We start from the raw sequence: 17,303 nt of genomic DNA, 5'->3' as shown, positions 1-17,303 counted from the left end.
GCGCAGTTCCCCGCGCCCCTTAACTGCCTGGTGCTGGGCAGCACCAGGCCACCTCAGCCCGTCCGGCGTTTGAGGACGAGCGCCGTTCAGGCGCGAAGGGGGGTGCAGGGGGCGCAGCCCCCGCCGGGGTCCGAGGGGCGGAGCCCCTCAGGGGGTCTGGGGCGCAGCCCCAGGGCCCGGAACCGTCCAACCCCCGTCACGGGTGGGCGGGTGGGCAGCCCCCTGGGGGTCTGGGGCGCAGCCCCAGGGCCTGGCACCCTCCAACCCCCGTCACGGGCGGGTGGGTGGGCAAGCGCGCTGGGGGTCTAGGGCGCAGCCCCAGGGCTCAGCTGGGTCAACCCGCTGCACGGGCGGGTGGGTGGGCAAACCCGCCGGGGTCTGGGGCGGAGCCCCAGGGAGCCGGGGCCGTCCGACCCCCGTCACGGGCGGGCGGGTGGGCAAACACCCCGGGGGGCCGGGGGCGCAGCCCCAGGGCTCGCCCCGCAGGGCTTAACCTTCGCCGATCCCACCCTTAAGCCCACCCTAAGATCCCCAACCCCCACCCCCAACAAGGCATTTGTCCGATTCCCCGAAGCTAGCGTGCTGCCCGCACCCCCAGAACAGAACCCCCCCCGCAACGCAGAGGCAGGCACGGCATGGCCACCAGTACGCACCGGCGCAGGGCAAGCGGCAAGACCAAGGTGATCGGCGGCGTGGCCGCGGCCGCGGTCGTCGGCGGCGCCGCGTTCGCGCTCACCGGCACCGCCCAGGCTGCGGACCTCGGCGCCGCGTACACCAAGACCAGCAGCTGGACCGGCGGTTACACCGGGCAGTACGTCATCACCAACGGCACCGCCAAGACCCTCACCGACTGGACCCTGGAGTTCGATCTCCCCGCCGGCACCACCCTCTCCTCCCTCTGGAACGGCGAGCAGACCGTCGCGGGCCGGCACGTCACCGTGAAGCCCCCGAGCTGGGACAAGGGCGGCCTGGCCCCCGGCAAATCCGTGACCATCGGCTTCGTCACCTCCGCGAACGGCACCGCGGGCGACCCCACGGGCTGCCTCATCGACCAGGAGACGTGCTCCGTCGACACCGGCGCCACCCCGCAGCCCAGCGGCCGGCCGAGCGAGCGGCCCACCCCCGCGCCCTCCCGGTCGGCGAGCACCGAACCCACCACGAAGCCGACCACCCGGCCCTCCGAGCCGACCACCCCGATACCCACCCCGAGCAAGTCCTCCGGCAGCGGCACGACCGGCTCCGCCGGGTTCGCCCCGTACGTCGACACCTCGCTCTATCCGGCGTACGACCTGGTCGACACGGCCGCCAAGACCGGTGTCAAGCAGTTCACCCTCGCCTTCGTGACCTCCGGGGGCGGCTGCACCCCGCTGTGGGGCGGGGTCACCGACCCGGCGAGCGACAAGGTCGCCGCGCAGATCGGCGCGCTGCGCGCCAAGGGCGGCGACGTCCGGGTCTCCTTCGGCGGCGCCTCCGGCTCCGAACTGGGCCTGGTCTGCAAGAGCGCCGACGAGCTGGCCGCCGCGTACGGCAAGGTCATCGACGCGTACAAGCTCACCAAGGTGGACTTCGACATCGAGGGCGCGGCCCTGCCCGACACCGGCGCGAACACCCGCCGCGCGCAGGCCATCGCCAAGCTCCAGAAGGCGCACCCCGGGCTCGACGTGTCCTTCACCCTGCCCGTGATGCCGGAAGGCCTGACCCAGCCCGGTGTCGACCTCGTCGCCGACGCCGGGAAGAACGGGGTGAAGGTCTCCGCCGTCAACATCATGGCGATGGACTATGGGCCCGCCTACAGCGGAGACATGGGCGACTACGCGATCCAGGCCGCGACGGCGACCCAGGCGCAGATCAAGGGAGTTCTGGGCCTGTCCGACGCCGCCGCGTGGAAGGCGGTCGCGGTCACGCCGATGATCGGCGTCAACGACGTCGGCGTCGAGAAGTTCACCGTCGCCGACGCCACCCAGCTCGTGGAGTTCGCCAGGGCCAAGGGGCTCGGCGCGCTGTCGATGTGGTCCGCCGCCCGCGACAAGCAGTGCCCGGGCGGCGCCAAGAACTCCGCCGACCCCACCTGCTCCTCGATCGTCCAGGAGCCGCTCGCCTTCACCAAGGCCTTCGGCGCCTACCGGTAGCCCCTGGCCCCACCGAACCGGCGCGTCCCGGCCGAAGTACGTCTTCCCCCACGTCGGCCGGGGCGCGCTCAGTGCGTGGAGGCGCGGCCGATCGCCCGCACCACCAGGGCGAGTACGGCCACGGCGATCACCACCGCCACCACCACGCCCCACCCGATCACCCCGAACGCCGCGAGCGCGCACACCAGCGGGACGACGATCAGGAGGAACGGCAGGAGTGAGTACTTGTTCATGGTGTCGACCTCTCAAGTGCCTTGTGCAGTGGGTGGGTTAGGGTTCTGGCGGGCCGCGTCGAGGTACTCCGTGAGGTCGTCCCACTGGCCCGGCCGCGCCGAGGCGTCCCCCGAAAGGGCCGCCGGGTCCTCGCGCCACGCGGCCCGCACGCCCGAGGAGATCGTGCGGTCGCCGCCGCTGAACAGGGCACTCAGCTCGTCCATCCGGGTCGCGATCCCGCGCACCCGGGCATCGGTGGGCGGGGTGCCGCCGGCCCTCAACTCCTCGGCCCGCCGGTACAGTTCGGGCCATTCGACTTCGAGGAGATAGTGCGCGGCCGGGCCGAGCGCCGCACTGTGGTCGCCGAGGGCCCGCAGCTGGTCGTCGTCGAGGTGGCGGCGCACCGCCTGGTGCGCGACGGAGCTCGACGTGCCGGTCGCGCGCAGCGCGTCGAGGACGGCGGAGGTCGTCGGGGTCCGCCCCGCGGCCACCTCCTGCTCGATCCGCACGAGCCGGTCCCGCAGGCCGGCGAGCGCGGCGAGCTGGGCCTCGACGCTCTCGCGGTGGTCGCGCAGCACCCGCGTCGGGTCGACCCCCGCCTCCAGGCAGACGGCGATGGTGTCGAGCCCGAGTCCCAGGCCGCGCAGCGCGAGCACCTGGTAGAGCCGCACCACGTCGTCCTCGGTGTACTCCCGGTGTCCGCCGGCGGTGCGGCGCGAGGGCGAGAGCAGCCCGATGGTGTCCCAGTGGTGCAGGGTGCGCACGGTGAGCCCACTGGCCTCGGCCAGCGGGCCCACCTTCCAGGTGGATTCGCTCATGGAGCCACTGTGCATCCTCACGCCACGTGAGGTTCAAGCCCCGTGACATGAGGTTCGAGCCCCGTCACGTGAGGTTCGAGCCCCATGACGTGAGGTTCGAGCACCGTGCCCGCCGGCCCGGGGCGTCAGGCCGCGGGCGTCGGGGGCAGCTCCCCGGTACGGGCCAGCTCCGCGTACCACCGCGCGCTCGACTTCGGGGTGCGGGCCAGCGTCGCGTAGTCCACGTACACCGCGCCGAAGCGCTTGCCGAAGCCGTACGACCACTCGAAGTTGTCCATCAGGGACCACAGGTAGTAGCCCCGCACATCGGCCCCCGCCTCCATCGCCCGGCGCACCGTCGCCAGGTGGTCGTGCAGATAGCGGATGCGGTCCGCGTCGTGCACCGCGCCGTCGGGCCCCGGCACGTCCTCGCAGGCCGCGCCGTTCTCGGTGACCAGAAGCGGCAGGCCGGGCGCCTCCTTGGTGTAGCGCAGGAGGAGGTCGTACAGGCCGGAGGAGTCGATGCTCCAGCCCATCGCGGTGCGCTCGCCCGGTGGCTGGTGGAAGGTGACCGCGTCCGCGCCCGGCCACGGCGAGTGGGCGCTCGCGCCGTGCCCGTCGGCGCGGGAGTCCGTCGCACCCGGGTCGGACGCCGAGACCAGCGACGTCGTGTAGTAGTTGAGGCCGAGCGCGTCGAGCGGCTGCTGGATCGCCCGCAGGTCGCCCTCGTGCACGAAGGACCAGTCGGTGACGGACGCGGTGTCCGCGAACAGGCCCGCCGGGTAGGCGCCGTGCAGCATCGGCCCGTGGAAGACGCCGTTGGCGAGGTCGTCGATCCTGCGCACCGCTTCCAGGTCCGCCGGTTCCTGTGAACGTGGCCTGATCACCGCCGAGTTGAGGCTCACCGCCACCTGGTCGCGCGAGGGAAGTACGGCGCGCAGGGCCGAAGTGGCCAGCCCGTGCGCCAGGTTGAGGTGATGGGCGGCGCGCAGCGAGGCCGCCGGTTCGGTGCGGCCGGGGGCGTGGACACCGGAGGCATAGCCGAGGAAGGCGCTGCACCACGGCTCGTTGAGGGTGATCCAGCGCTCGACCCGGTCGCCGAGCGCGTCCCCCACCAGCGCCGCGTACTCGGCGAAGCGCGCCGCGGTGTCGCGGGCCGGCCAGCCCCCCGCGTCCTCCAGCTCCTGGGGCAGGTCCCAGTGGTAGAGGGTGAGCGCGGGCACGATGCCGTGGTCGAGCAGCTCGTCCACCAGGCGCCGGTAGAAGTCCAGGCCGAGCTGGACGGCGGGCCCGCGCCCGGTGGGCTGGACCCGCGACCACGACACCGAGAAGCGGTACGAGGTGAGACCGAGCTCCGCCATCAGGGCGACGTCCTCGCGCATCCGGTGGTAGTGGTCCACCGCGATGTCGCCCGTGTCGCCGCCGGCGGTCCGGCCGGGGGTGTGGCTGAAGGTGTCCCAGATCGACGGGGTGCGGCCGTCCTCGGCGGCGGCCCCCTCGATCTGGTAGGCGGAGGTGGCGGCGCCCCAGAGGAACCCGGGCGGAAAGCGATCGGACATGCGTCACTCCCAACGAGCTGAAGACTTCCCAATGAGCGGGAGAACAAGGGGACTTGGGGGCATCGGCCCGCGTCACCCCTTCACGGCGCCCTGCATGATGCCGCCCACGATCTGGCGCCCGAACAGGACGAAGGCGAGCAGCAGCGGCAGCGTGCCGAGAAGGGCGCCGGCCATGATGACCGACTGGTCGGGGATGTAGCCGCGGCCCAGCCCGGTGAGCGCCACCTGGACGGTGGGGCTGCCGTTCTGGGTCAGCGCGATGATCGGCCAGAAGAAGTCGTTCCAGGCCATGACGAAGGTCAGCATCCCGAGCACCGCCATCGCGGGCCGGGCGACCGGGAACACGATGTGCCACACCACGCGCCAGCTGCTCGCCCCGTCCACCCGGGCGGCCTCGACCAGCTCGGCGGGCAGCGCCTCCACCAGGTACTGCCGCATGAAGAACACCCCGAACGCGCTGACCAGGGTGGGCAGGATGACCGCCTGGAGCTGATCGGTCCAGGACAGCTCGGCCACCATCATGTAGAGCGGTACGACGCTGAGCTGCGGCGGCACCATCATGGTGCCGATCACCAGGACCAGCAGCAGGTTCTTGAAGCGGAAGCGCAGCTTGGCGAAGGCGAAGCCGGCCAGCGTCGAGAAGAACACCGTGCCGACCGCGATCGAGCCGGCCACGATCGTGGTGTTGAGCAGGGCCGTGCCCATGTTGGCGTCGGTCCAGGCGATCCGCAGGTTGCGGAAGAGGTTCCCGCCGAACCAGAACGGCGGTGGCGTCTGGGCGAGCCGGGTGTTGGTGCGGGAGGCCGCCACCGCCGTCCACACCAGCGGGAAGAGCGACCCGGCGGTGAACACGGCCAGTACGGCGTAGGTGAGGCGGCCGCCGTGCAGATGGCGGCCGGCACGCTGGGCGCTCAACTTGTCATCCCCTTGTGCAGCATGCGCGAGACGAGCCAGTTCACCGCGCCGATGAGGAGCAGGATCAGGAACATCGCCCAGGCGATCGCCGAGGCGCGCCCCAGGTGGAGGTTGACCCAGCCCTGCTCGTACAGGTAGAGCCCGAGCGTCTGGAACTGGTGGTCCGAGCCGCCGGTGGCGCCCGCGGATCCGCTGAACAGCAGGGGCTCGCCGAACAGTTGGGTGGCGCCGATCGTCGAGACGACCGTGGTGAACAGGATGGTCGGGCGCAGCGCCGGAATCGTCACATGGCGGAACTGCTGCCACCGCGACGCCCCGTCGAGGGCAGCCGACTCGTACAGATCGGCGGGCACCGCCTGCATCGCGGCCAGGTAGATCAGCGCGTTGTAACCCGTCCACCGCCAGATGACGATGGTGGAGACGGCCAGTTGGGACGTCCAGGTGCCGTTCTGCCAGTCGACGTGGCCGAACCCGGCAAGGCCGAGCGCCCAGTTGATCATTCCGTAGTCGCGGCCGAAGAGCAGCACGAACACCAGGGTCGCCGCCGCGACGCTGGTGGCGTACGGCGTGAGGACGGCGACCCGGAAGAACATCGAGCCGCGCAGCTTGTAGTTGAGCAGGTGCGCGATGCCGAGCGCGACGAGCAACTGGGGCACCGTGGAGAGCACCCCGATGGTGAACGTGTTGCGCAGCGCGTTCCAGAAGAAGTCGTCGGACAGCAGCCGCGTGAAGTTCCTGAGGCCCACCCACGTCATGTCGTTGGGCGAGGTCAGTTCGACCTGGTGCAGCGAGGCCCAGCCCGTGTAGAGGAGGGGGAAGAGGCCGAAGGCCGCGAAGAACAGGAAGAAGGGCGCGATCAGCGCGTACGGACTCCAGCGCACGTCCCGCCGGTAGCGGCGGCTGCGCCGCTCCTGCGCGCGGGCCCGGGCGGGGGCCGTGCCCTCCTGCCCGGGGGCGGGGGAGGGCACGGCGGCCGTGGTGTCGCTCGCCATCGTCACTGGTCCAGCGCGTTGTCGAGCGCCTTCACCGCGGCGTCCCAGCCCTGCTGCGGCGACTTGCCCTTCTGGTCGACCTGGAGCATGCCGATGTCGGAGAGGTTCTGCTGGATGATCTGGTCCTTCGGGCCGAGGATCTGCACGGGGGTGCCCTCGGCGGCCTTCGCGAAGATCTGCCCGATGGGTGCGCCCCCGAAGTAGGCGTGCTTGGCGTCGGCCACGGCGGGCAGCCCGTACGCGGCCTTGGCGCTCGGGAAGCTGCCGCGCTTCTCGAACAGGGTGGCCTGCTGGGCGGGCGCGGTCAGCCAGGCGGCGAGCTTGGCGGCCTCCGCCTTGTGCTTGCCCGACGACGGGACGGTCAGGAACGACCCGCCCCAGTTGGACGGCTTGGGCGCGGCGGCCACGTCCCACTTGTCCTTGCCGGCGGCGCCCGCCTTGTCCTGGATGTAGCCGAGCATCCAGGCCGGGCAGGAGACGGTGGCGAAGGAGGCGTTGGCGAAGCCCTGGTCCCAGGTCGGCTGGAACTGCTGGAGCTTGGCGGTCAGACCGCCGGTGGCGAACGCGGCCGCGGTGTCCCAGGCCTGCTTGACGGCCGGGTTCGACTTGTAGACGACCTTGCCGTCCTCGTCGTAGTAGCGGATCGCGCTGGAGCCGGTGATCGAGTTCAGCACGCCGGAGGCGGAGTCCACGAAGGCCGAGCCCGAGGGCGCCTTCGCCTTGTACTGCCGCCCGACCTCCAGGTACTTGTTCCAGTCGCCGGCCCACAGCTTGCCCACGGCCTCGCGGTCGGTGGGCAGGCCCGCCTTGGCGAAGAGGTCCTTGCGGTAGCAGATGCCGGTCGGGCCCGTGTCGGTGCCGAGGCCCACCGTCCTGCCGTCCTTGGTGGTGGCCTCCGCCCACTTCCAGGGCAGGAAGTCGTCCTTGTTCACACCGGACGCCTTCGATAGGTCCTCCAGCTTGCCGCTCTGGGTGGCGGTGACCTCGGCGATGTTGCTGACCTCGACGGCCTGGATGTCGGCGAGCCCGCTGCCGGTGCCGAGGTGCGTCAGGAGCTGCGGGTAGTAGTTCTCGTTGCGCTCGATCGAGGTCTGCTTGATCTCGATGTCCGGGTGGAGCTTCATGTACGCGTCGTAGAGCCCGGCCTCCTTCAGGCCGAACGCGCCGAAGACGCCGACGGTGAGCGTGGTCCTGCCCCCGCCGCCGCCACCGCCTCCGGAGGAGCCGCCGGCCGCCGGGCCCGAGCCGTCGTCGGCGCAGCCGGCGAGCAGGCCGGTGCCGAGCGCGGCCACGGCCGCGAGGGCCGCGAGGCGTCTGGACATACGTGTACGCGTGCGCATGTGCTTCCTCCAACTGTCGTCCGGGCCAAGCCGGTTGAGGCGGTCGGCGCGGGCGGAAAGGATGCGGAAGGTGTAGGGACCTACTAGTGTGGGAGCGCTCCCAGCCGTGATGTGTTGAAGAGTCGCGGCTCCCTCGTGGACTGTCAAGGGACCGCGCAACGACTGGGGATGTCGTCCGTCGCCCGCCAGGGCTGTTACTTTCACCGTCAGTTGCGCGAGTTGGGGAGGCAGACGTGACAGCAGCTCGCACGGCCAGGGGCCGGAGCGCGGGGCGGCCCACCCTCGAAGAAGTGGCCGCGCGGGCCGGGGTCGGCCGGGGCACGGTGTCCCGGGTGATCAACGGTTCGCCCCGGGTCAGCGAGGAGACCCGCGCCGCCGTCGAGGCCGCCGTCGCCGAACTGGGCTACGTACCCAACCGCGCGGCCCGGGCGCTCGCCGCCAACCGCACCGACGCCATCGCCCTGGTCGTCCCCGAACCCGAGGCCCGCTTCTTCGCCGAGCCGTACTTCTCCGACATCGTGCGCGGGGTGGGCGCCGCCCTGGCCGACACCGAGATGCAGCTGCTGCTCACCCTGGTCGGCGGCGACCGGGAGCGGCGCAGGCTCGCGCAGTACCTCGGCTCGCACCGGGTGGACGGCGTGCTGCTGGTCTCGGTGCACGCCGACGACCCGCTGCCCGACCTGCTCGACCAGCTCGGCATCCCCGTCGTCATCAGCGGCCGGCGCCGCGAGGACGAGCCGCTCGCCTCGGTCGACTCCGACAACTACGAGGGGGCCAGGGCCGCGGTCTCGCACCTGCTGGCGCGCGGTCGGCGCAGCATAGCCACGATCACCGGGCCGCTCGACGTGTACGGGGCCCGCCGCCGCCTCGACGGCTACCGGGCGGCGCTCGCCGAGGGGGGCCTGGTCGAGCTCGCCGCCCACGCCGACTTCACCGAGGAGGGCGGCCGGCGCGCGATGGCCGAGCTCCTGGCCCGCGCCCCCGAGCTGGACGCGGTCTTCGCCGCCTCGGACGTGATGGCGTCGGGCGCCCGCCAGGTGCTGCGCGAACACGGCCGTCGCATCCCCGAGGACACCGCCCTGATCGGCTTCGACGACTCGGCCATAGCCCGCCACATGGACCCGCCGCTCACCAGCGTGCGCCAGCCGATCGAGGAAATGGGCCGCGCGATGGCCCAGCTCCTCCTCACCGAGATCACCGCCACCGAACCGACCCGCCGCAGCCTGGTACTGCCGACGGAACTGGTGGTGCGGGCGTCCTCGTAGGCGGGGCCCCGCGGAGCGGCCTCCGGAAAGAGGCCGGGGCGGCGACGCAAAGAGGGCCCGGATCGTTTTCACGATCCGAGCCCTCTTCATTCAGGGTGAGTAACGGGACTCGAACCCGCGACATCCTGGACCACAACCAGGTGCTCTACCAGCTGAGCTATACCCACCATGCATGACCGGACTGTTGTGGTCTTGAGAAGTCCCTGGGGGCTTCCCTACCGGCCGAGAAAAAGTGTACAGGGTCTGGGAGGGTGCTCGCGCACATGTTTCGAGGCACCCTCCCAGGCCCCCTGCGCAGGGCTACTCCGCAGGCAGGACGTGCTTCGCCGCGATGGACTTCGCGGTGTCGGAATCCGGTCCGGGCTGCGGGACGAAGATCGCCTCGCGGTAGTAGCGGAGCTCCGCGATGGATTCACGGATGTCCGCCAGCGCCCGGTGGTTGCCGTTCTTGTCGGGGCTGTTGAAGTACGCCCGCGGATACCAGCGGCGGGCGAGCTCCTTCACGGAGGAGACGTCCACGATGCGGTAGTGCAGGTGGGACTCCAGGCTCGGCATGTCCCGCAGCAGGAAGCCGCGGTCGGTGCCGACCGAGTTCCCGCACAGCGGCGCCTTGCCCGGCTCCTTGACGTGCTCACGTACGTACGCGAGGACCTGCTCCTCGGCGTCGGCCAGCGTGGTGCCGCCGGCCAGCTCGTCGAGGAGCCCGGAGGCGGTGTGCATGGCGCGCACCACCTCCGGCATGGTCTCCAGCGCGGCGTCCGGGGGACGGATCACGATGTCCACCCCTTCGCCGAGCACGTTCAGCTCCGAGTCGGTGACCAGTGCGGCCACCTCGATGAGTGCGTCGTCCGCCAGCGAGAGCCCGGTCATCTCGCAGTCGATCCACACCATGCGGTCGTTCATGTGTCTTACCCTACGGGGCGCTCCGCTGGCCGGGCAGACTCGCACGACCGCCGGTGTACCCGGAGGCGTACAGATCGGAGCTCGGTTTGCCCGGCTCCGGTCCGGTGTGCGAGGTCGCGGAGGGCCCCAGCACCGCACTGGCCGCCGCCGTCCGCCGGGCCTGGGGCAGCGCCTGGGGAGGAACGGTCTCGGCCACCGCGGCCGGCATCGGCACCGCGACGGGACCCGAGCTGGGTTCCGGCTGCGGACGACGGGCCCGGTAGGCCGCGCGGTAGGACGCCGGGGACGAGCCGAGCTGGCGGCGGAAGTGCCCGCGCAGCGCGACCGGGGAGCGGAAGCCGCAGCGGCCCGCCACCTCGTCCACGGAGTAGTCGGACGTCTCCAGCAGGCGCTGGGCCTGCAGGACCCGCTGGGTGATCAGCCACTGGAGGGGGGCCGATCCGGTCAGCGAGCGGAAACGACGGTCGAAGGTACGGCGGCTCATGTACGCCCGCGCGGCCAGGGTCTCCACGTCGAACTGCTCGTGGAGGTGCTCCAGCGCCCAGGCGACGACCTCGGCCAGCGGGTCGGAGCCGATCTCCTCGGGTAAAGACCGGTCGAGGTAGCGCTCCTGCCCGCCGCTGCGGCGCGGTGGCACGACGAGCCTGCGGGCCAGCGCGCCGGCCGCCTCGCTGCCGTGGTCCGTCCGCACGATGTGCAGGCAGAGGTCGATTCCGGCCGCGGTTCCGGCCGAGGTGAGGACGTCCCCGTCGTCGACGAAGAGCTCCCTCGGGTCCACGTGTACGGATGGATACCGTTTGGCCAGTGTCGGCGCGTACATCCAGTGCGTCGTCGCCGGGCGGCCGTCGAGCAGACCGGCCGCGGCGAGCACGAACGCGCCGGTGCACAGCCCGACGATCCTTGCCCCTTCCTCGTGTGCGCGGCGCAGCGCGTCGAGCGCGGCCGCCGGGGGCGGAGAGGTGATGGAACGCCACGCGGGCACCACCACCGTTCCCGCCCTGCTGATGGCTTCCAGACCGTAGGGCGCGGTGAGTTCGAGTCCCCCTGTGGTCCGCAGGGGTCCTTCCTCACCGGCACACACCAGCAGTCTGTAACGCGGAACTCCCGCGTCCTGTCGGTCGATCCCGAACACGGAGAGCGGAATGGAACTCTCGAAGATGGGGCCGCCACTGAACAGCAGTACGGCGACAACTTCCCGGCGTCGGCGGCCGGCCAGCTTCCTTGCGGTCTCCGGTGATGCGGCAGCGGAGTCCTGGCTCATGGCGCTAAGCCCCCCTCGGTGTTCGCGGCTCCCCGTTCTTGTCGGGCCTGTCGCTCCTGCACTTTTCCCCTCGGTTTTGCACGAGTCCCCAGCCTTCGATACGCATGATCGAATCTACTGCGTCCCGTGGTGCCGGCGTGACAAGTCCGGCACCCAGCGCTATGTCGACAAGGCAACTTGGCGCGAAGCTTTCGATCACGAAGCGTTTCACTCGTGGGCCCCGTAGGGGAAGTGCGCCTCCTGGGGATGGCCCGTACCCGTATGGTGTCAGAGGCCGCATTGGTCCTTTCCTCCCTGGTGGCAAGGGGGTTGATAGGCCATTTGGCCAAGGAATCCCCCACGGGGGGAACTTGGCCGAAAACATACGGGTCCAGGTGTGCGAACGCATCACCCCTCGGGTGTACGGCTCCCTCCGTGACGTCCGCCGCGCGGCCCGCCCGGAGCCCCGCGGCCGTGCCGCCCGGGCGCCGCGGGAGCCCGCCGCGCCCGTTCGTCGGCGGCGGCCCGCTCGGACTGGCGCAGCAGCAGCCGGCACACCGTGGTCACGGCCATCAGGCCCAGGGCGGACCCGGCCGCCCCCGCGAACGAGGACCCGTACACGACGAGCACCACGGGGACCAGGACGCAGCTGAACGCCGCCCAGCGCACGACGTCGTCGCCCGGGTCGGCCGGGGGCCGTGCGACGGGCGTCCGGAATCGTTCTACGTTCACGGACCGAGCGGTACGTAGGGAATCAGCCGCGGGCGGCGGGCCGGACGGCCGGTGGTGTGCGCGGGGCGCAGCGGGGTGGGTGGACGAGGGGGCGACCGGGGGAGGGGGCACGAGGAGGTGCTTCCTGATCGGGGTCGGGGTGATCACGCCCCTTAACGCGGAACCGCCGGGTCCGGTCACTCGAAGATCGTCATTACGGCGGCGCCGCCCGGCCGGAGGGGACCGCTGTAGAGGGCACAGAGCATTGCCATCCGGGGCCGCCTCGTGCATGCTCCGGGGAACGCCGAGTAGGTTCGGCGGCTCTGGGCAGGAAAGGAGTGGCGCCGTACCCTTGGGGGTATGGGCTTGGGAAGATGATTCCCGGACACAGCTCCGTCACCGACTCGTTGTTCCTGCTCACCAGTCCCCGCTGTCCCTCGACTGAGGACCTCTTTCGCCGAGACACCCATGGCCGGTCACGAATTCTCCGAACCCGCGGACCGCAAGCAGGTAGCCGACCCCACGTCGGACCTCCAGGCGGCGACAGAAACACGTCATTCCTGCGATCCCGCGTTCCGCCATGGCGTGGTCGTCGGCTTCGACGGCTCGACCTCCAGTGAGCGGGCCCTGGCCTACGCCATCGGCATGGCCAAGCGCTCCGGCTCGGGCCTGATCATCGTCCATGTGGCCAACCGGCTCCCCACCACGGTGTGGGCGGGCTGTGAGCCGCCGGTCTTCGTGGATGTGCCCGACCACCGCACCGAGGTCCTCGGGCTCGAACTCGCCTGTGCCGACTATCTCGCCGAGGTCCCCTGGATCCTGGTGGAGCGCGGCGGCGACATCTGCCACGAGCTGGAGGAGGTCGGCCGGGAGTACGCGGCCGACGCGATCGTGGTCGGCTCCACGCACGGACTCGTCGGGCGGCTCTTCGGCTCGGTGGCGGGCCGGCTCGCGCGGCGGGCGCAGCGCCCGGTCGTGGTCATTCCGTAGCCCGTCGTCGTCAACCCGTCGTCGCCCCGGCCGAGGTCGGAGCCGCGTGCGGCTGACTGCTCGTCAATTCCCTTGTGTCATCAGCCGATTCACCTCCGTCGTGGGCAGGGCCGGCACGCAGAACGGCGACCCCCGCCCGTCAGGACGGGGGTCGCCGTTTCCGTATGTCCCTACCGGGACGGCCGGCTACTCGACCGTGACCGACTTGGCCAGGTTGCGCGGCTTGTCGATGTCGCGGCCCATCGCCAACGCCGTGTGGTAGGCGAAGAGTTGGAGCGGGATGCCCATGAGGATCGGGTCCAGCTCGTCCTCGTTCTTCGGCACGACGATGGTGTGGTCGGCCTTCTCCTGGTTCTCGTGGGCCACCGCGAGGATGCGGCCGCTGCGCGCCTTGATCTCCTCGAGGGCGGCGCGGTTCTTCTCCAGGAGGTCGTCGTTGGGGACGATCGCGACCGTCGGCAGCGCCGGCTCGATGAGCGCGAGCGGGCCGTGCTTCAGCTCGGAGGCGGGGTAGGCCTCGGCGTGGATGTAGGAGATCTCCTTGAGCTTCAGGGAGGCCTCCAGGGCGACCGGGTAGCCGCGCACGCGCCCGATGAACATCATCGACTGGGCGCCGGCGTACTCCTTGGCCAGCTTCTCGATCTCCGGCTCCATGGCCAGGATCTCCTCGATCTGGCCGGGCAGCTTGCGCAGGCCCTCGATGATCCGCTTGCCGTCGGCGACCGACAGGTCACGGATGCGGCCGAGGTGCAGGGCGAGCAGGGCGAAGGCGACGACCGTGTTGGTGAAGCACTTGGTCGAGACGACACAGACCTCCGGGCCGGCGTGCACGTACGTGCCGCCGTCCGCCTCGCGGGCGATCGCGGAGCCGACCACGTTCACGACGCCGAGGACCCGGGCGCCCTTGCGCTTGAGCTCCTGCACGGCCGCGAGCACGTCGTACGTCTCGCCGGACTGGGAGACCGCGATGTACAGGGTGTCGGGGTCCACGACCGGGTTGCGGTAGCGGAACTCGGAGGCGGGCTCGGCGTCCGCGGGGATGCGGGCCAGCTCCTCGATGAGGCCGGCGCCGATCATGCCGGCGTGGTACGAGGTGCCGCAGCCCAGGATCTTGATGCGGCGCACGCCGCGCGCCTCGCGGGCGTCCAGGTTCAGGCCGCCGAGGTGGACGGTCGAGAACCGGTCGTCGATGCGGCCGCGCAGGACGCGGTCGACGGCCTCGGCCTGCTCGCTCATCTCCTTGTGCATGTACGTGTCGTGGCCGCCCATGTCGAAGGAGGCGGCCTCCCACTCAACGGTCTCCGGGGTGGCGTTGGTGACCGTGCCCGACGTCGTGTACGTCCGGAAGTCGTCGGCCTTCAGGGTCGCCATCTCGCCGTCGTTGAGGGTGACGACCTGACGGGTGTGGGCGATGAGGGCGGCCACGTCGGAGGCGACGAGCATCTCCTTCTCGCCAATGCCGAGGATGACCGGGGAGCCGTTGCGGGCCACCACGATGCGGTCGGCGAAGTCGGCGTGCATCACGGCGATGCCGTAGGTGCCCTCGATGACCTTGAGCGCCTCGCGGACCTTCTCCTCGAGGGAGTCGGCCTGGGAGCGGGCGATCAGGTGGGTGATGACCTCGGTGTCGGTCTCGGAGGCGAAGACGACGCCCTCGGCCTCCAGCTTGCTGCGCAGGTCGGCCGCGTTGTCGACGATGCCGTTGTGGACGACGGCGACCTTGTTCTCGGGGTCGAGGTGCGGGTGCGAGTTCACGTCGGAGGGCGCGCCGTGGGTGGCCCAGCGGGTGTGGGCGATACCGGTGGTGCCGGCGAAGCGCTTGGGGACGCGGGCCTCCAGGTCGCGGACGCGGCCCTTGGCCTTGACCATCTTCAGGGCCCCGGACTTGGGGGTGTTGACGACCATGCCCGCGGAGTCGTAACCCCGGTACTCCAGCCGCGCCAGGCCTTCCAGCAGCAGCGGAGCCACATCACGCCTACCGATATAACCGACGATTCCGCACATAGAGTCTCTGCCCCTCCATCGACGTACAAGTACAAGCCCAGCCGTGCCCGGCCGCGTCTCAGCCGTAGACGATGCGGCGCAGCTGCCGGAGCGAGAGCTCCGGTGGCGCCACGGCGCGGTGCGGCAGTTCGGCCGCGATCCGCTCGAAGATCTCCGCGTTCACGGCGCCCCCGGACTGCAGTTCCCGGTGGCGCCGGCGGACGAATTCCTCGCACGTCTCGTCGAAGTACGCCAGCACCTCGAGCACCACCCGGGCGGCCTCACCGCGCTGGAGCGCGGTGCTGCGCACCAGGTGATCCACGAGGTCGTCGTGGGACGACGGGTTGCGGCGTTCGAGCACCCGTCGATATTGCGGTCTGACGCCGCCGTACGCAAGAATCCTGCCCGATTTCGGGCAGGATTCTCATGATCACGCATCTGGTCTGGACCAGAGCGGTGGTGGGGATAGGGTCCGGTCGGGACCGTGGGGCCCGGGAGGCCGGGTGGCGTCTTGACCCGGAGTGGGGTGGCGGGTCCCATGGACAGTGTTCGGTTGCTCGGCCCCCACAGTTGCGCGACCCCCTGGAAGGGAACCGCTGGTGAGACAGAGACAGCGCAGGACATTCGCCCGGCTCATCGGTTCCCTCGTCCTGGTGGCGGGCGCCGGATTCGCCAGTGGCGGCGCCTCGGCCGCCCCGGCCGCGGCCGGCGCCCCCCGCCCGCTGGGCCAGATCGTGCCCGCTCCCGCCGACGTCTCGCCGGGCGGCTCCCCCTTCACCATCGCCCCGGGCACCCGCATCAGGGTGGCCGGGGGATCGCCCGAGGCGCAGCGGATCGGCGACTACCTCGCGGGCGTGCTGCGCCCCTCCACCGGATACGCCCTGCCGGTCACCGACGCCCGGGGCGGCGACGGCATCCGCCTGCTGCTCGGCGCCGACGACGACGCGCTGGGCGACGAGGGCTACCGGCTCACCTCCGTGCGCGGCTCGGTGACCATCGCCGCCAACGAACCCGCCGGCCTCTTCCACGGCGTACAGACCCTGCGCCAGCTGCTGCCGGCCAACGTCGAGAAGCGGACCAGGCAGAGCGGCCCCTGGAAGGTCGCGGGCGGCACGATCACCGACGCCCCGCGCTACGCCTACCGCGGCGCGATGATCGACGTCTCGCGGCACTTCTTCACCGTCGACCAGGTCAAGCGCTACATCGACCAGCTGGCCCTTTACAAGATCAATGAGCTGCATCTGCACCTCAGCGACGACCAGGGCTGGCGGATCGCCGTCGACTCCTGGCCGAGGCTCGCCGCCGTTGGCGGCCAGACGCAGGTCGGCGGCGGCAAGGGCGGCTTCTTCACCCAGGCCGACTACCGGGCGATCATCGCCCACGCCTCCTCCCGCTACATGGAGGTCGTGCCCGAGATCGACACCCCGGGACACAGCAACGCGGCCCTCGCCTCCTACGCCGAGCTCAACTGCGACGGCGTCGCGCCCCCGCCGTACACCGGCACCAGCGTCGGGTTCAGCTCGCTGTGCGTGCCCAAGGACGTGACGTACCGGTTCTTCGACGACGTGGTGCGCGAGGTCGCGGCCCTCACTCCGGGCCGCTACTTCCACATCGGCGGGGACGAGGCGAAGTCCACCTCGAAGGAGGACTACGCCGCCTTCATGGGCCGGGCCCAGCCGGTCGTCGGCACGTACGGCAAGACCGTGATGGCCTGGCACCAGATCACCGACGCCAACCCGGTGAAGGGGGCCGTCGCCCAGTACTGGGGCACCCTCGGCAACGAGGCGGAGGTCGCCGCCGCCGCGCACGCCGGGACCCGGCTCGTGATGTCGCCGGCCAACCGGGCCTATCTCGACATGAAGTACGACGCGAAGTCGCCGCTCGGCACCAGTTGGGCCGGATACGTCGAGGTCGACAAGTCCTACGCCTGGGACCCGGACACCTTCGTCAAGGACGTGCCGGCCGGGGCCGTGCTCGGGGTGGAGGCCCCGATCTGGACGGAGACGCTCTCCACCAGCGCGCAGCTCGAGTACATGGCGTTCCCGCGGCTCCAGGGGATCGCCGAGATCGGCTGGTCGCCCGCGGCCACCCACGACTGGGCCGGCTACAAGGTGCGGCTCGCGCAGCAGGGCCCGAGGATGACGGCGCTCGGCATCGGCTTCTACCGCTCGCCGCTGGTGCCCTGGGTCTGACCGCGGTCCGACCCACGCGTCCGAACCGGCGCCGGGGCCCCGTGAGGGGACCCCGGCGCCGTCGTGTGCGCCGT

The 17,303-nt window shown here is 71.2% G+C and carries 15 protein-coding genes and 1 tRNA gene; 4 read left to right on the top strand and 12 right to left on the bottom strand.

The window, feature by feature from the left end; genetic code table 11:
- Positions 1-635: 635 nt before the first annotated feature.
- Positions 636-2,129 (top strand): cellulose binding domain-containing protein, encoded by a 1,494-nt coding sequence (locus tag ACGF3I_RS31980; RefSeq protein ID WP_393138217.1) that lies wholly within the window; start codon positions 636-638, stop codon positions 2,127-2,129.
- 68 nt (positions 2,130-2,197) lie between these two features.
- On the opposite strand, the gene ACGF3I_RS31975 is transcribed toward ACGF3I_RS31980, so the two are convergent.
- From ACGF3I_RS31975 to ACGF3I_RS31950, 6 genes are all read right to left on the bottom strand, one after another.
- Complete coding sequence (locus ACGF3I_RS31975) at positions 2,198-2,362, bottom strand: hypothetical protein (protein WP_393138215.1); 165 nt, start codon at positions 2,360-2,362, stop codon at positions 2,198-2,200.
- A gap of 12 nt (positions 2,363-2,374) precedes the next feature.
- The gene (locus ACGF3I_RS31970) at positions 2,375-3,160 is read right to left on the bottom strand and encodes a MerR family transcriptional regulator (protein WP_393138213.1); all 786 of its coding nucleotides are present in this window, start codon (positions 3,158-3,160) and stop codon (positions 2,375-2,377) included.
- Between the two features lie 125 nt (positions 3,161-3,285).
- Positions 3,286-4,698: a GH1 family beta-glucosidase gene (locus ACGF3I_RS31965; RefSeq protein ID WP_393138211.1), complete on the bottom strand. Its 1,413-nt coding sequence runs from the start codon at positions 4,696-4,698 to the stop codon at positions 3,286-3,288.
- A 72-nt stretch (positions 4,699-4,770) separates the two neighbouring features.
- Entirely contained in the window at positions 4,771-5,652 is an 882-nt protein-coding gene (locus tag ACGF3I_RS31960; protein ID WP_393138219.1) for a carbohydrate ABC transporter permease, read from the bottom strand.
- A complete protein-coding gene (locus ACGF3I_RS31955; protein WP_393138209.1) occupies positions 5,610-6,605 on the bottom strand; it encodes a carbohydrate ABC transporter permease in 996 nt (331 codons plus the stop codon). The genes ACGF3I_RS31960 and ACGF3I_RS31955 overlap by 43 nt, the downstream gene beginning before the upstream one ends.
- A gap of 2 nt (positions 6,606-6,607) precedes the next feature.
- Positions 6,608-7,927, bottom strand: a complete 1,320-nt coding sequence (locus tag ACGF3I_RS31950; protein WP_393138207.1) for an extracellular solute-binding protein — start codon at positions 7,925-7,927, stop codon at positions 6,608-6,610.
- A gap of 251 nt (positions 7,928-8,178) precedes the next feature.
- On the opposite strand from ACGF3I_RS31950, the gene ACGF3I_RS31945 reads away from it, so the two are divergent.
- Positions 8,179-9,210, top strand: coding sequence for a LacI family DNA-binding transcriptional regulator (locus ACGF3I_RS31945; RefSeq protein WP_393138205.1), 1,032 nt, complete (start codon positions 8,179-8,181; stop codon positions 9,208-9,210).
- Between the two features lie 94 nt (positions 9,211-9,304).
- Here ACGF3I_RS31945 and ACGF3I_RS31940 read toward each other — a convergent pair.
- From ACGF3I_RS31940 to ACGF3I_RS31925, 4 genes are all read right to left on the bottom strand, one after another.
- Positions 9,305-9,377 (bottom strand) — tRNA-His (locus ACGF3I_RS31940).
- Positions 9,378-9,510: 133 nt separating this feature from the next.
- A complete protein-coding gene (gene orn, locus ACGF3I_RS31935; RefSeq protein WP_393138203.1) occupies positions 9,511-10,113 on the bottom strand; it encodes an oligoribonuclease in 603 nt (200 codons plus the stop codon).
- A gap of 10 nt (positions 10,114-10,123) precedes the next feature.
- Positions 10,124-11,374 carry a helix-turn-helix domain-containing protein gene (locus tag ACGF3I_RS31930; protein WP_393138201.1) on the bottom strand — a complete coding sequence of 417 codons (1,251 nt, stop codon included), beginning with the start codon at positions 11,372-11,374 and terminating at the stop codon, positions 10,124-10,126.
- A gap of 387 nt (positions 11,375-11,761) precedes the next feature.
- Positions 11,762-12,085, bottom strand: coding sequence for a hypothetical protein (locus ACGF3I_RS31925; protein ID WP_393138199.1), 324 nt, complete (start codon positions 12,083-12,085; stop codon positions 11,762-11,764).
- A 447-nt stretch (positions 12,086-12,532) separates the two neighbouring features.
- Between ACGF3I_RS31925 and ACGF3I_RS31920 the strand changes: the two genes are divergently transcribed.
- Positions 12,533-13,054 carry a universal stress protein gene (locus tag ACGF3I_RS31920; RefSeq protein WP_393138197.1) on the top strand — a complete coding sequence of 174 codons (522 nt, stop codon included), beginning with the start codon at positions 12,533-12,535 and terminating at the stop codon, positions 13,052-13,054.
- 186 nt (positions 13,055-13,240) lie between these two features.
- On the opposite strand, the gene glmS is transcribed toward ACGF3I_RS31920, so the two are convergent.
- The gene (gene glmS / locus ACGF3I_RS31915; RefSeq protein WP_393138195.1) at positions 13,241-15,058 is read right to left on the bottom strand and encodes a glutamine--fructose-6-phosphate transaminase (isomerizing); all 1,818 of its coding nucleotides are present in this window, start codon (positions 15,056-15,058) and stop codon (positions 13,241-13,243) included.
- A gap of 58 nt (positions 15,059-15,116) precedes the next feature.
- Positions 15,117-15,398, bottom strand: a complete 282-nt coding sequence (locus ACGF3I_RS31910) for a hypothetical protein (RefSeq protein WP_053723696.1) — start codon at positions 15,396-15,398, stop codon at positions 15,117-15,119.
- 238 nt (positions 15,399-15,636) lie between these two features.
- Here ACGF3I_RS31910 and ACGF3I_RS31905 point away from each other — a divergent pair, with 238 nt between their 5' ends.
- Entirely contained in the window at positions 15,637-17,229 is a 1,593-nt protein-coding gene (locus ACGF3I_RS31905) for a beta-N-acetylhexosaminidase (RefSeq protein ID WP_393138193.1), read from the top strand.
- The last annotated feature ends 74 nt before the right edge of the window (positions 17,230-17,303 follow it).

Origin of the sequence: Streptomyces sp. NPDC048111, from assembly GCF_043202815.1 — a bacterium.
In the GTDB taxonomy this organism is placed as follows: domain Bacteria; phylum Actinomycetota; class Actinomycetes; order Streptomycetales; family Streptomycetaceae; genus Streptomyces.
This window is presented reverse-complemented; position numbering and strand designations above follow the sequence as displayed.

Bases quoted from the DNA above. Each gene is read 5' to 3' on its own strand.
- glmS (WP_393138195.1), bottom strand. From the start codon at position 15,058: ATGTGCGGAATCGTCGGTTATATCGGTAGGCGTGATGTGGCTCCGCTG.
- ACGF3I_RS31970 (WP_393138213.1), bottom strand. From the start codon at position 3,160: ATGAGCGAATCCACCTGGAAGGTGGGCCCGCTGGCCGAGGCCAGTGGG.
- ACGF3I_RS31980 (WP_393138217.1), top strand. From the start codon at position 636: ATGGCCACCAGTACGCACCGGCGCAGGGCAAGCGGCAAGACCAAGGTG.
- ACGF3I_RS31950 (WP_393138207.1), bottom strand. From the start codon at position 7,927: ATGTCCAGACGCCTCGCGGCCCTCGCGGCCGTGGCCGCGCTCGGCACC.
- ACGF3I_RS31965 (WP_393138211.1), bottom strand. From the start codon at position 4,698: ATGTCCGATCGCTTTCCGCCCGGGTTCCTCTGGGGCGCCGCCACCTCC.
- orn (WP_393138203.1), bottom strand. From the start codon at position 10,113: ATGAACGACCGCATGGTGTGGATCGACTGCGAGATGACCGGGCTCTCG.
- ACGF3I_RS31975 (WP_393138215.1), bottom strand. From the start codon at position 2,362: ATGAACAAGTACTCACTCCTGCCGTTCCTCCTGATCGTCGTCCCGCTG.
- ACGF3I_RS31920 (WP_393138197.1), top strand. From the start codon at position 12,533: ATGGCCGGTCACGAATTCTCCGAACCCGCGGACCGCAAGCAGGTAGCC.
- ACGF3I_RS31955 (WP_393138209.1), bottom strand. From the start codon at position 6,605: ATGGCGAGCGACACCACGGCCGCCGTGCCCTCCCCCGCCCCCGGGCAG.
- ACGF3I_RS31930 (WP_393138201.1), bottom strand. From the start codon at position 11,374: ATGAGCCAGGACTCCGCTGCCGCATCACCGGAGACCGCAAGGAAGCTG.